This is a genomic window from Streptomyces pyxinae (genome assembly GCF_024756275.1).
GTDB lineage: Bacteria > Actinomycetota > Actinomycetes > Streptomycetales > Streptomycetaceae > Streptomyces > Streptomyces pyxinae.
Genome location: NZ_JANUGQ010000002.1, coordinates 139253 through 152122, shown reverse-complemented (window position 1 = coordinate 152122; position 12870 = coordinate 139253). Strand labels below are relative to the sequence as shown.

Below are 12870 nucleotides of genomic sequence, written 5' to 3'. Positions count from 1 at the left end.
CCCACCTGGAGCCCCTGTGCGTCTCGACCTCAAGCTGGTGAACGCCCGTATCCGCACCATGGACCCGGGCCGCCCGGCGGCCGACGCGCTCGGCGTGTGGCAGGGACGGGTGGTGGGCCTGGACGAGGAGATCCGCGACCTGCCGGCCCGGCGGGTGCTGGACCTGGCCGGGGCGACCGTGCTGCCCGGCTTCGTCGATCCGCATGTCCATCTGGCCTGGTCGGGGCTCAAGTCCCGCACCGCCGACGTGTCACCGAGCCGGTCGGCCGGCGAGATCCTGGCGGTGGTCCGGCGGGCGGCGGAGGCGGCGACCGGGGCCTGGGTGGACGTGGTCGGCTACGACCAGCGCCCGCTCGGCCGCCATCTCACGGCGGCCGAGCTGGACGCGGCGGGCGGCGGCCGGCGGGTGATCGTCACCCATGACTCGGGCCACTCCTGTGTGGTCAGCTCCGCCGTGCTCGCCCTGCTCCCGGACGGGGTGGCGCACAGCGACGGGGTGCTGGTCGAGTCCGGCATGGCGGCGGTACGGGCGCTGCGGATGCCGTACCGGACGGCCGAGTTGCGGACGGCGATCGCCCGGGCGGCGGCCGTCTGTGTCTCCGAGGGTGTCACCAGCTGCGCCGAGGCCGGCATCGGGGCCGGGCTGATCGCGCACAGTCCGGTGGAGGCGGAGCCGTATCAGCAGCTGCTGGCCGCCGGTGAACTCCCGCTGCGGGTGCAGCTGATGGTGGCCGCCGCCGCACTGCGCCCGGTGGCCGGGGCACCCGACGACGGTCCGCTGCACGCGGTGGACCTGGGGCTGCGCACCGGGTTCGGCGGGGAGCGGCTGGGCCTGGGGGCGCTGAAGGTCTTCGCGGACGGCGGGATGATGGCCAGGACCGCCGCGCTGACCGAGCCGTACGAAGGGCTGGACCACGGTGGCCAGTTGTACGCGGACGAGGCCGATCCCGTCCGTACCGTGGTCGACGGGCACCTCGCGGGCTGGCAGCTCGCGATCCACGCCATCGGGGACCGGGCGGTGGACGTGGCCCTGGACGCCCTGGCCGAGGCCCATCGCGCCCGGCCGCGCCCGGCCGCCCGGCACCGGATCGAGCACGCGGGCCTGGTCCGTCCCGACCAGTTGCCCCGGTTCCGGGAGCTGGCGGTGACGGCGGTCGTCCAGCCCTCGTTCCTCTGGTACTTCGGGGACGACTACGCCCGGCTGATGGGTCCCGGACGGGCACCCTGGCTCTACCGGGGGCAGTCGTTCCTGGACCACGGGGTGGCGCTGGCCGCCTCCTCGGACCGGCCGGTCACCCCGGGCGCCCCGCTGCGGGCGGTGGGTTTCCTGGCCCGGCGGCTCTCCGCGTCGGGCCGCCCCGTCGGGCCGGACGAGGCGATGACCGTGGACAACGCCCTGCGCGCCTACACCGTGGGCGGCGCCCGGGCCTGCGGCTGGGAGGACCGGGTCGGCACCCTCGCCCCCGGGCGGTGTGCCGACTGGGTGGTGCTCCCCGCCGACCCGGCCGAACTTTCCCTGGACGCCGTCGGGGAGCTGCCGGTGCGGGAGACCTGGGTGGCGGGCGAGCCGGTCCACGAGTCCTGAACTCCGGTGGCGTGAAAGCGTGTCAGGTACGGACCGGCTGGGGCGGCAGCAGATGATCGCCGATCCGGTCGGTGCTCAGGCAGAGCGAGCAGACCAGGGCGTCATGGGTGGCGCAGGCGGCCAGGTCGGGGCGCTCGAACTCCTGCCGGCAGACATGGCAGCCGAGCACGGTGGCGCTGGGGTTGCCCTCGGAGTCGTACATCGGCTCCGCGATGCCGTCGTCGGTCCGCCGCAGGTAGTACCGGCCCCGGGTGGCGACGGCCGTCAGCGGGGTGAGGAGGAGGGCGAGCGCGGCGGCGGCCACCGGCGAGTACGGCTGGAGCGTGCCGCCCAGGGCGCCGAAGTACATCGCGATGGAGAGACCGGAGGCCACGGTGAAGGCGACCACCCCCACCGGGTTCACCGCGCGGAGCATCCCGCGCCGGAACTCCGGTGCGTGCGGCGAGAGATGGAGCAGATGCTTGTTGACCACGATGTCGGTGGCCACGGTGACCACCCAGGCGATGGCGCAGTTGGAGTAGAAGCTCAGGACGGCGTTGAGGAAGCTGAACATGTCGGCCTCCATCAGCGCCAGCGCGAAGCCCAGGTTGACCAGGACGAAGACCATCCGGCCCGGGTAGCGCCCGGTGATCCGGGTGAAGGAGTTGGTCCAGGCCAGCGAGCCCGAGTAGGCGTTGGTCACATTGATCTTGATCTGGCTGATCACCACCAGGGCCACCGCCAGCGGCACCACCAGCCAGGACGGCAGCATCGCGTCGAACGCCCCGGTGAACTGCCGGATCGGTTCCGTCGCCGTGGCCGGACCGGTCCCGGCCAGCAGGTACACCGCGAGGAAGACCCCGATGACCTGCTTGAACGCGCCGAGCACCACCCAGCCGGGCCCGGCCGTCACCACCGCCGTCCACCAGGCGCGGCGGTTGGCCCGGGTCTTCGGCGGCATGAAGCGGAGGTAGTCGATCTGCTCACCGATCTGGGCGATCAGCGAGAGGCAGACGCCCGCCCCCAGCAGGACCGAGGCGGTGTTCACCGACCCGTCGCCGCCGGTGCCCGGGTGGGCGAGGAAGCGGTCCACCGAGCCGGGGTCGGTGGCGACCAGATACACCAGGGGCGCCACCATCAGCAGCAGCCAGAGCGGTGTGGTCCACACCTGGAGCCGGCTGAGCGCCTTCATCCCGAAGATCACCAGCGGGATGACCATCAGAGTGGAGATCAAGTAGCCCAGCCAGAGCGGCAGTCCGAGGCCCAGTTCGAGCCCCTGGGCCATGATCGACCCTTCCAGCGCGAAGAAGATGAAGGTGAAGCTGGCGAAGATGACACTGGTGAGCACCGAGCCGTAGTAGCCGAAGCCGGAGCCCCGGGTGATCAGGTCCAGGTCGATGTTGTACCGGGCCGCGTAGTAGGCGAGCGGGAAGCCGGTGACGAAGATGACGACGGCGGCCACCAGGATGGCGGCGAGCGCGTTGCCGGTGCCGTGGGCCAGTCCGATACCGGCGCCGATGGAGAAGTCGGCCATGTAGGCGATGCCGCCGAGCGCGGTGGTGGCGACCACCATCGGGGACCAGCGGCGGTAACTCCGGGGCGCGAAGCGGAGGGTGTAGTCCTCCAGCGTCTCCCGGGCCGCCTGGTCCCCCGGCGGCGCGGCGGCCGGCGGGAGGACCGGAGCCGGGGTGCCGGCGGGCGCGGGGGCGGCCGTGGCCGCCATCCCGGAGACGGTCCCGGTCGCGGCCGCCGCTCCGGGGGCGGTCCCGGTCGTGCTGTCGGCGCTCCTGCTCGGCGTGGTGTCCATGCCGGGACGGTAGGGACGGCGTGTTACCCCGGGACGCGGCTCGGGTGAACTCGGTGTTTCCGGCGCGGAGTCGGGCCGGGTGCGTCCTGACCGCGCTCCGCCCCGCCCGGTGGCCGGCCCGCCCGACGCCCGGCCCGACCCGCCCGCCGCCCGGCAGCCGTGGGATGCGCGGCTGCCGGGCGGGGGCCGCTGGCGTGCGTGCCGTCCCCCCGTCGGGGGTTCAGCTCCGGCGGCGCAGGACGTAGACGTCGGAGACGCCGTTGGTGTCCTCCGGCACCAGCGCGGCGCTCCCCGAGTCGAAGGCCACCGTGCGGCCCCGGGCGTCGGTGGTGTAGCCGTACACGTCCCAGGGCAGAGCGCTGCCGTCGGGCGTCACGGGGAGCCGCTCGACCGCTCCGGTCCGCAGATCGCGGGCGAAGAGGTCTTCCCCGTCGTTGGTGTCGCCGGGCACCAGGTTGTTCGCCACGGAGTTGAACAGCAGGGTGCGGCCGTCGGCGCTCAGGACGCCGTTCCAGCTCTCCCCGCCCTGCGGCTCGGCACCGTCGTGCGCGAGGCTGACGCGCTCGACGGTGCCCCGGCGCAGATCCCGGCGGAAGAGGTCGATCTGATTGTTGGTGTCCCCGGGGACGACATCGACATACCGCGACGAGAACAGCGCGTACCGGCCGTCGGCGCTGAGCGAGGCGCTGATGGCCCCGACCGTGGCGTTGTCGTGGCCCATGCTGGCGGCCTCGGTGCGGCCGGTGCGCAGGTCGTGCACGAAGGCCGGATAGCTGATCGGCTTGCGGGCGGTGCCGGCGCCCGGCTCCCCGGGACCCGGCCCCTCCGGCCCGGGGGCCAGGTCGGTCCGGGAGATGAAGAGGACCCGGCTGCCGTCCGCGCTCAGGCTCGGGCCGGCGGCGGCGCGGTCGGCCTGGGTGCCGTCGCTGAAGACGTTGACCCGCTTGGTGGTGCCGCGCCGCAGGTCGTGGACGAAGATGTCGGCGATGCCGTTGGTGTCACCGGGCACCAGATCGGCGCGGGTGGACTGGAACGCCACGGACCGGCCGTCGGCGCTGATGACCGCCTGCTGGATTCCGGCCAGTGTCGGGCCGCCCGGCAGCATGGGCCGGACCCGACCGCTGTCGCGGTCGTACACCCAGAGTTCCTGCGTCTGCTCCCCGGTGACCGGGTCGTACTGGTACGTCTCCACGACTCCCCTGCGCCCCTCCGCGTCGGCCGACAGCGCGACCGGCTCCAGCCCGGGGCGGCCGAACTCCAGCCGCTGCGTCCGACCGGTCGACAGCGAGCGGATGAAGATGTCCGTGGCGCCGTCGGTGTCACCCGGCACCAGGTTGCCGGCGGCGGAGAGGAAGGTCACCGTCCGGCCGTCGGCGCTGATCGACGAGGAGTGCGACGGCCCGTTCCCCTGGGCTCCGTCCTGCGCGACGCTGATCCGCTCCACCGCCGGTACGGCCCGGGCGGTACCGCCGTCCGCCGGGCGGGCCACCGCCGTGCCCGGGGCCAGGACGCCCGCGGTGAGGCAGGTTCCGGCCAGGACGGCCAGCGCGGTGCGGGTTCTCCCGTTCGCCCCGGTTCCCCGGCCGGCGGATACGGTGCCGGGTGTGGTGTCACGCGCGGTGTCGCGTGTGGCGCGTCTGCTGTGTCCGGCGTGTCTGCTGTGTCGCATACGGTCCCCCTCGTCTGCCGCGCGGCGCGCGCACGCGACCCCGCGCACACCGGCCCCGGGCGGCCGGTGCCCCGGGCCGGAGCCAAGCCGCGCACGGCCGGGCGGTCAAGAGGTTGCGCGGACAACCGGCCATCGGCCGGCCGGCGGGGTTGACCGGTGCTTTACCGAGAACTGGCCGCACCTTGAACAATGCGGCCTTTGTTCATATCCGACGCATAACAGTGCGGATTCGAAAGCGGTCTCGAACCCTTTTCGCAGGTGAGGCTAGGCTAACTTGACCCGGACCTCTCCGAGGTTCGCCGTCCCCCTCCTCCGCTGGAGACCTCATGCGCCCGTCCGTTCGCCCGCTCCTCGCCGCCACCGCCGTGGTGACGGCCCTCACCACCCTCAGCGCCTGCGCCGAAAAGGGGTCGGCCAAGGGCGGCGAGGGCACCGTCCGGGTCGAGGCGAAGGACACCGCCTGCGAGGTCTCCGCCAAGGAGTTCGCGGCCGGCAAGGTGAGCCTGGAGGTGGAGAACAAGGGCAGCAAGGTCACCGAGGTCTACGTCCTGTTCCCGGATGACCGGATCGTGACCGAGCGGGAGAACATCGGTCCCGGCACCAAGGCCACCATCACCGCCGAGATCAAGCCGGGCGACTACGCGATCGCCTGCAAGCCGGGCATGACCGGGGACGGCATCCGCCAGCAGGTCAAGGTGACCGGCAAGGGCGCGGCGGCGAAGCGCAGCCCGGAGCAGGACGCGGCGGTCGCGGCCTACCGGAGCTATGTGCTGGCCCAGGCCGAGGAGACGCTGCCCAGGGCGCGGGCGTTCGCGGCGGCGGTGAAGTCGGGGAACCTGGCGGCGGCCCAGCAGGCGTACGCCCCGTCCCGGATCGGCTGGGAGCGGACCGAGCCGGTCGCGGAGTCCTTCGGGGACATCGACCCCAAGGTGGACGTGCGCGCGGACGGCCTGGAGAAGGGCCAGACCTGGACCGGCTGGCACCGGCTGGAGAAGGCGCTCTGGCAGGACAAGAAGATCGGTCCGGAGGAGAAGAAGCTCGCGGACACCCTGGTGGCCGATCTGACCGTCTGGCAGAAGAAGGTCGGCTTCGCGGAGATCACCCCCACCTCCATGGCCAACGGGGCCAAGGAGCTGCTGGACGAGGTGGCCTCGGGCAAGGTGACCGGCGAGGAGGAGCGCTACTCGCACACCGACCTGGTGGACTTCAAGGCCAACCTGGAGGGGGCCGAGAAGTCGTACCAGCTGCTGAAGCCGGTGGCGGCGAAGAACGACCCGGCGCTGGCCAAGAACCTGGACGCCCGGTTCGCCGCGCTCAACGCGCTGCTCGACACGTACCGGGCCGACAAGAACAGCTACGTGTTCACCTCCTACGACAAGGTGGCCCCGGACCGGCGCAAGGAGCTGAGCGACGGCGTGAACGCGCTGGCCGAGCCGCTCTCCAAGCTGGCCGCCGCGGTCGTGAAGTAGGTTCCGGTGCCGGACGAGCACACCACCAGCGGCGCCGACACCAGCGGCGCCGGCCGTCCCGGTGTCACCGGTGACACCGGTGACACCGGCACCGTCCGCGACACCGGTGACATCGGTGACGCCGATGCCCGGGCGGACGGCCCCGGGCGGACCGCGCCGTCCCGCCGGGCCCTGCTGGGCTGGGGCGGCGCCGGGCTGGCGCTCGGTGCCGCCGCTGCCGGGGGTACGGCGGTCGCGCTGCGCGGCGACGTCGCCGGTACGGCCGGCGCCGGGACGGCCGTACCGTTCCACGGTCCGCATCAGGCGGGCATCGCCACCCCCGTCCAGGACCGGCTGCACTTCGCCGCCTTCGACGTGACGACCAAGGACCGCGCGGAGCTGGTGGCGCTGCTGAAGGAGTGGACGGCCGCGGCCCGGCTGATGACCGCCGGCCGCCCGGTCGGCGAGGGCGGGTTCGGCGGGTTGCCGGAGGCGCCGCCCGACGACACCGGCGAGGCGCTCGGTCTCGCGGCGTCCCGGCTGACCCTGACGGTCGGCTTCGGTCCCGGCCTGTTCGCCAAGGACCGGTTCGGTCTGGCCGGCCGCCGCCCGGACGCCCTGGTGGACCTGGAGCCCTTCCCCGGCGACAACCTGGACCGGGCCCGCTCCGGCGGCGATCTGTGCGTCCAGGCGTGCGCGGACGACCCACAGGTGGCGGTGCACGCCATCCGTCAGCTCGCCAGGATCGGCTTCGGCCGGACGGCGGTGCGCTGGTCGCAGCTCGGCTTCGGCAAGACCTCCTCCACCACGCCCGAGGCGCAGACCCCGCGCAACATGATGGGTTTCAAGGACGGCACCCGGAACATCGCGGGCACCGACACCGCCGCGCTCGGCCGGCACGTCTGGGCCGCCGCGCGGGACGGCAGTCCGTGGATGGCCGGCGGCTCCTATCTGGTGGCCCGGCGCATCCGGATGAACATCGAGACCTGGGACCGCACCTCGCTCCAGGAGCAGGAGGACATCTTCGGCCGGGACAAGGGCGAGGGCGCTCCGGTCGGCCGGTCCAACGAGCACGACGAGCCGTTCCTCCCCGCCATGAAGCCGGACGCCCATGTCCGGCTCGCCCACCCGGACTCCAACGGCGGGGCACGGCTGCTGCGCCGGGGATACTCGTTCACCGACGGCACCGACGGTCTCGGGCGGCTGGACGCGGGGCTGTTCTTCCTGGCCTACCAGCGCGACCCGCGCACCGGGTTCATCCCGGTGCAGCGCCGGCTGGCCCGGCAGGACGGTCTCAACGAGTACATCCAGCACGTCGGTTCGGCCGTCTTCGCCGTCCCGCCGGGGGTGCGGGACGCGTCCGACTGGTGGGGCCGGACGCTCTTCTCCTGACGCTCCCCGCCCCCACCACCACACCTTCGCGGGACCACACCGCCACGGGGTTCATACGGAAAGGCAGGACCCGCCGTGTTCGGCAACTATCTGATCGGTCTGCGCGAGGGGCTGGAGGCGAGCCTGGTCGTCTGCATCCTGGTCGCCTACTTGGTCAAGACCGGCCGCCGGGACGCGCTGCGCCCGGTGTGGACCGGAGTCGCCCTGGCCTGCGCGCTCTCCCTCGGCTTCGGCGCCGCACTCGAATTCGGCACCCAGGAGCTGACGTTCGAGGCCCAGGAGCTGATCGGCGGCAGTCTGTCGATCGTCGCGGTGGGCCTGGTCACCTGGATGGTCTTCTGGATGCGGCGCACCGCCCGCCATCTGCGGGCCGAGCTGCACGGCCGGCTCGACCAGGCGCTGACCATGGGCACCGGCGCCCTGGTCGCCACCGCGTTCCTGGCGGTCGGCCGGGAGGGTCTGGAGACGGCGCTCTTCGTCTGGGCCTCGGTCCGGGCGAGCGGCGAGGGCACCCCCGCGCCGCTGGCCGGGGTGCTGCTGGGCATCGCCACGGCGGTGGTGCTCGGCTGGCTCTTCTACCGGGGCGCGCTCCGGATCGACCTGGGCCGGTTCTTCCAGTGGACCGGCGGACTGCTGGTGGTGGTCGCGGCCGGGGTGCTCGCCTACGGGGTGCACGACCTCCAGGAGGCCCGGTTCCTGGGCGGCCTGGGCGACAAGGCGTTCGACATCAGCGGGGCGGTGCCGCCGGACAGCTGGTACGGCACCCTGCTGAAGGGCGTCTTCAACTTCCAGCCGGACCCGACCGTGCTCCAGCTCTGCGTCTGGCTCGCCTATCTGCTGCCGGTGCTGGCCCTCTTCCTGGCCCCGCGCCGGGACACCCCGGCCGCGGCGGCCCCCGGATCCCCGGCGGCGGCCCCGTCCGGCGGCGCCGTACCCGCCGGCTCCGGTACGGCCCCGGGGACGGTCGGCGGCTCCGGTACGGCTCCGGGGACGGTCGGCGGCTCCGGTACGGCCCCGGCGCCCGGCCCGGGTACGGCGCCGGCCGCGACCGGTCCCGCGCCGGACTCCCGTACCACCGGCCCCACCGCCGAGTAGCCGGGCCCCCGGCCACCCGGTCACAGCTCCTGGGCCGGCCAGTCCAGCAGCCGGGCGCCCACCACGGCGGTCTGGAGTGTGTAGCGGTGCATGGGGTCGCCGGGGTCGGCGCCGGTCAGCTGGTGGATCCTGGCCAGCCGGTAGGTGACGGCGCGGACGCTCAGCCCGAGCTTGCGGGCCGCCTCGGCGGTGACACAGCCGGTGTCGAAGTACGCGGTGAGGGTGGCGAGCAGCGGTTCGGCGCCGCCCCGGGCTCCCCGGAGCGGGCCGAGGACGCTGACCACCAGGTCCGCCATCGCCTGCCGGTCCCGGGTGAGCACCGGGTAGACCAGCAGATCGGCGGCGCGCAGCACCGGGTCGGCCAGCTCCATGCGGACCGCCAGGTCGAGGGCGCTCAGCGCCTCCTCGTACGACCGCACCACCCCGCCGACCCCGGCGTGGGCGCGGCCGATCGCGACCCGGCCGCCGTCGGTGGCGTCGTACGCCCGCTTGGCGAAGTAGCCGAGGACGTCCTCCTGGTCGCCGGGCGCGATGCAGATCAGCCGGCCGTTCTTGGTGGCCAGCAGGATGCGGCGGGCCCCGAAGCGGGCGGTCAGCGCGGCCTCCACGCCCCGGGTGACGGGGTGCCCGTCACCGTACGGCCGGGAGCTCTCCGCGACGGCCACGGCATGGGCGCGGGAGAGCAGCAGCCCGAACCGCTCGGCGCGCTCGGCCAGCCGGCCCAGGTCGCTGCGGCCGTGCAGCAGGTCGTCGATGAACTCCCGGCGGGCCGTCTCCTCCCGGCGGATGGCCAGCCGCTGGGCCCGCTCATGGCCCTCGGCGGAGGCGTCGACGGCCTGTCCCACGGCGGCGAGCAGATGGCCGACCGCCCCGGGCTCCAGGGTGGGCCGGACGGCCTCCGCGACGGCGAGCTGGGCCCGTACCAGAGCGCGCAGCCCCACCCCCGCCTCGGCCGCCCGTTCGCCGCCTGCCCGCAGGTCCTCCAACTCGTCCCGGCGCAGCCGCCGGCCGGTCCCGCACGCCTCCGTCAGGATGCGCGCGTATCCCTCAAGGTGCCGCTCGGCCCTCTCTCCGGCCGTCATCGTCCCCTCCCCGCTCCCCTGCCCCCGGTCCCGGCGCACCGCGCGGCGGGCGACCCCGCCGGGGCTGCCGCACCGCATCCGACCAGCGTAAACGCCCGGAGCCCGGCGCCGCGCACGAGTGCGGCGCCGGGCTCCGGGTCCCGGGCGGGGCCGGGGCGGTCCCCCCGGGGGTCAGCCGGTGACCTCGACCCTTCCGTCGTCGGCGCCGCCGCCCGGCCGGCCGTTGAGCGGGGCGGTGCCCCTGGCGGTCAGCCCGCCCAGCAGCTTGGTGAGGTCGACGCCGGTGGCGGAGCCGAGCAGTTCGATGCCCTGGGCCACGTTGTTGGCGACGGTACGCGGCAGTTGCCCGGCGCCGTCGGTGGAGATGACGGTCATCTTGTCGATGGCGGACAGCGGTTCGGCCGCCTTGGCCACGACCTGCGGCAGCACCTCCACCAGCATCTGGAGCACCGCCGCGTCACCGTACTGGGCGAAGGCGTCGGCCTTCTTCCGCATGGCCTCGGCCTCGGCGGCTCCCCGGGCCGCGATGGCGGCGGCCTCGGCCTCGCCCTCGATCCGGGTGGCCTCCGCGAGCGCCGCGCGGTGGGCCTTGGCACCCTCACCGGTCAGCCGGGCGCGCTGGGCGTCCGCCTCGGCCTCCTTGACCTGGGCGATACGGCGGGCCTCGGCCTCCTGCTCGGCCTGGTAGCGCGCCGCGTCGGCGGGCTTGCGCACCCGGGTGTCCAGCTCCCGGTCGGTGAGGGCGGCCTGCCGCTCCGCGACCTTCTCCTGCTGGCTGAGGATCTCCTGCTGCCGGTCGGCCTCGGCCAGCGGTCCCGCGGCGGCGGCCCGGGCGGCGGCCACATCGGTCTCGGCCTTGATCTCGGCCTGCTTGAGCGCGAACGTCCGCTGGGCGATCGCGATTTCCTCCTCGGCCTTCAGCCGTGCCTGCTCGGACGCCCGGCGGGCCACGGCCTCCGCGATGTCGGCCTCCTGCCGGGCGCGCGCCGCCTCGGGACGGCCCAGATCCTCCAGGTAGGAGCCCTCGGTGGTGATGTCCTGGATCTGGAAGGCGTCGAGCACCAGACCCTGCCCGGCGAGGCTGGCCTCGGCCTCCTCCGCGACCTGCCCGGCGAACGCGGCCCGGTCGCGGATGATGTCCTCCACCGACATCCGGCCGACGATGGAGCGCAGCGCGCCGGAGAGCACTTCCTGGGTGAAGCCGACGATGCCCTTCTGCTGCATCAGGAAGCGCTGGGCGGCGGCCCGGATGGAGTCCTCGGCGCCGCCGACCTTGACGATCGCCACGCCTTCGAGGTGCGCCTTGACCCCGCGCAGGGTGACCGCGCCGCGCACGGCGACGGGTATGTGGCGGCTCGACAGGTCGAGGGTGAACCGCTGCTGGACGAACGGTACGACGAAGACGCCTCCGCCGACGACGACCTTCTGGCCGCTGTTGTCGGCGGCGGTCTTGCCGCGCCGGCCGGTGATGATGAACGCCTCGCTGGGCCCGGCGACCTTGTAGCGCGTGATCACGGCGAGGACGAGCAGGACCAGGAGTACGACGACCCCGGCCACGGCGATGATGACTGGACTCATGGAGCATCCCCCTTGCGCCCCTGGTGGGGGCCGATCGAGCGGGTGGAACGAAACGTCAGAACCGGTGACGGGTGACCGGTGGACTGGCGACCGGTGTGGTCAGCGTTCGACCGGGCGGACCCGGACGGAGCTGGGCGAGAGGCTCTCCTCCACCCAGACCTCGGCGCCCCGTGGCGCGGGCACGGCCGAGCGGGCGGCGAACTTCACCGGCTGCCCGTGGACACGCAGCAGCACCTCGCCGTAGCCGTCGGCCGGGATGGCGGTGACCACCGCGCCGGAGACCCCGAGCAGGTCGTCACCGCGCGGCGCGGGCACCGGCTGTTCGCGCATCAGGGCCCGGCTCAGCCGCCAGGTGAGGGCTCCGGCCACGGCCCCCGCGAGCGCGCCGGCGGCCGTGGCCACCCCCGCGCCCAGGCCGGTGGTGCCCAGCACGATGGCCCCGGTGAAGCCGAGCATCGAGACGAACCCGGCCACCACCGGCAGCGACAGCCATCCGAACAACCCGCCCAGCGCTCCGCCGAACAGCCCCTCGAACAGCCCGTCGAGAAGCAGCGAACAGGCCAGCAACGCGACCCCCGCGATGCCGAGGCCCAGAAACAGCCCCATGCACTCCCCCTATACAGGTAACCGATCCCCGAGGTGAGGGAATCTTGTCATGGCCGGCGGCCGATCCGCATTGCCGGTTTCCGGCAATCTTTACGCCCCCTTGATGCCGCCCCCACGCCCCCTCCACCCACGGACACGCGGAACCACCCCGGCCGGTTGCGCCCGAGGCGCACCGTTCCCACCTCCGGGCGCGGGAAAGGGCCCGTCTCCCGGCGCTGGAAGGGAGACGGGCCCTGCTGTGTCCCCGTCCGGGGAGAGGCTGGACGCTAGCGGGCTCGGCCGCCGGTGACCTCCACGAACGCCGACCAGGCGGCGGGAGCCACCGCCAGCTCGCCGGCCGCGCGGTCCTTGGTGTCCCGGACCCGGACCACAGGCCCGTTGTCCGCGACCTCGACACACTCGCCGCCTGTGCCAGCGGAGTAACTCGACGTACGCCAGTTCGGATTGTTGATCATTTTCGGTAACTCCCTTTCGACAAGGTGAGCACGCTGCACTTCCATGATGCCGCTCGGTACGCCCATACGAGTGTCGTGAACTGGACCAGGCGGGGCATGACTCCCAGGGCTCCGGCGCCCGCGTGGTCGTCCACCCGCTCGGCGGTGATGCCGTGGTCAGGGGTGCGAGCGTGG

10 protein-coding genes are annotated in these 12870 nt (G+C 73.7%); 4 read left to right on the top strand and 6 right to left on the bottom strand.

Annotated elements, in window-relative coordinates:
* Positions 1–58 precede the first annotated feature (58 nt).
* Complete coding sequence (locus tag NX801_RS03785; RefSeq protein WP_258785655.1) at positions 59–1585, top strand: amidohydrolase; 1527 nt, start codon at positions 59–61, stop codon at positions 1583–1585.
* A gap of 22 nt (positions 1586–1607) precedes the next feature.
* Here NX801_RS03785 and NX801_RS03780 read toward each other — a convergent pair whose 3' ends face one another.
* Positions 1608–3287 carry a purine-cytosine permease family protein gene (locus NX801_RS03780; RefSeq protein WP_428986059.1) on the bottom strand — a complete coding sequence of 560 codons (1680 nt, stop codon included), beginning with the start codon at positions 3285–3287 and terminating at the stop codon, positions 1608–1610.
* Positions 3288–3591: 304 nt separating this feature from the next.
* Positions 3592–5040, bottom strand: coding sequence for a TolB family protein (locus NX801_RS03775; protein ID WP_258785428.1), 1449 nt, complete (start codon positions 5038–5040; stop codon positions 3592–3594).
* Between the two features lie 326 nt (positions 5041–5366).
* Here NX801_RS03775 and efeO point away from each other — a divergent pair, with 326 nt between their 5' ends.
* The 3 genes from efeO to efeU all read left to right on the top strand — a co-directional run bounded on the left by efeO (position 5367) and on the right by efeU (position 8975).
* A complete protein-coding gene (gene efeO, locus NX801_RS03770) occupies positions 5367–6509 on the top strand; it encodes an iron uptake system protein EfeO (RefSeq protein ID WP_258785427.1) in 1143 nt (380 codons plus the stop codon).
* A gap of 111 nt (positions 6510–6620) precedes the next feature.
* Complete coding sequence (gene efeB / locus NX801_RS03765; RefSeq protein WP_258785654.1) at positions 6621–7880, top strand: iron uptake transporter deferrochelatase/peroxidase subunit; 1260 nt, start codon at positions 6621–6623, stop codon at positions 7878–7880.
* A 75-nt stretch (positions 7881–7955) separates the two neighbouring features.
* On the top strand, positions 7956–8975 hold the full coding sequence (gene efeU / locus NX801_RS03760; RefSeq protein ID WP_258785426.1) for an iron uptake transporter permease EfeU: 1020 nt from the start codon (positions 7956–7958) through the stop codon (positions 8973–8975).
* A gap of 20 nt (positions 8976–8995) precedes the next feature.
* Here efeU and NX801_RS03755 read toward each other — a convergent pair whose 3' ends face one another.
* From NX801_RS03755 to NX801_RS03740, 4 genes are all read right to left on the bottom strand, one after another.
* The gene (locus NX801_RS03755; protein WP_258785425.1) at positions 8996–10057 is read right to left on the bottom strand and encodes a PucR family transcriptional regulator; all 1062 of its coding nucleotides are present in this window, start codon (positions 10055–10057) and stop codon (positions 8996–8998) included.
* Positions 10058–10228: 171 nt separating this feature from the next.
* A complete protein-coding gene (locus NX801_RS03750) occupies positions 10229–11635 on the bottom strand; it encodes a flotillin family protein (RefSeq protein WP_258785424.1) in 1407 nt (468 codons plus the stop codon).
* 99 nt (positions 11636–11734) lie between these two features.
* A complete protein-coding gene (locus NX801_RS03745; protein ID WP_258785423.1) occupies positions 11735–12241 on the bottom strand; it encodes a hypothetical protein in 507 nt (168 codons plus the stop codon).
* 266 nt (positions 12242–12507) lie between these two features.
* Positions 12508–12696, bottom strand: coding sequence for a DUF397 domain-containing protein (locus tag NX801_RS03740; protein ID WP_258785422.1), 189 nt, complete (start codon positions 12694–12696; stop codon positions 12508–12510).
* Positions 12697–12870 lie beyond the last annotated feature (174 nt).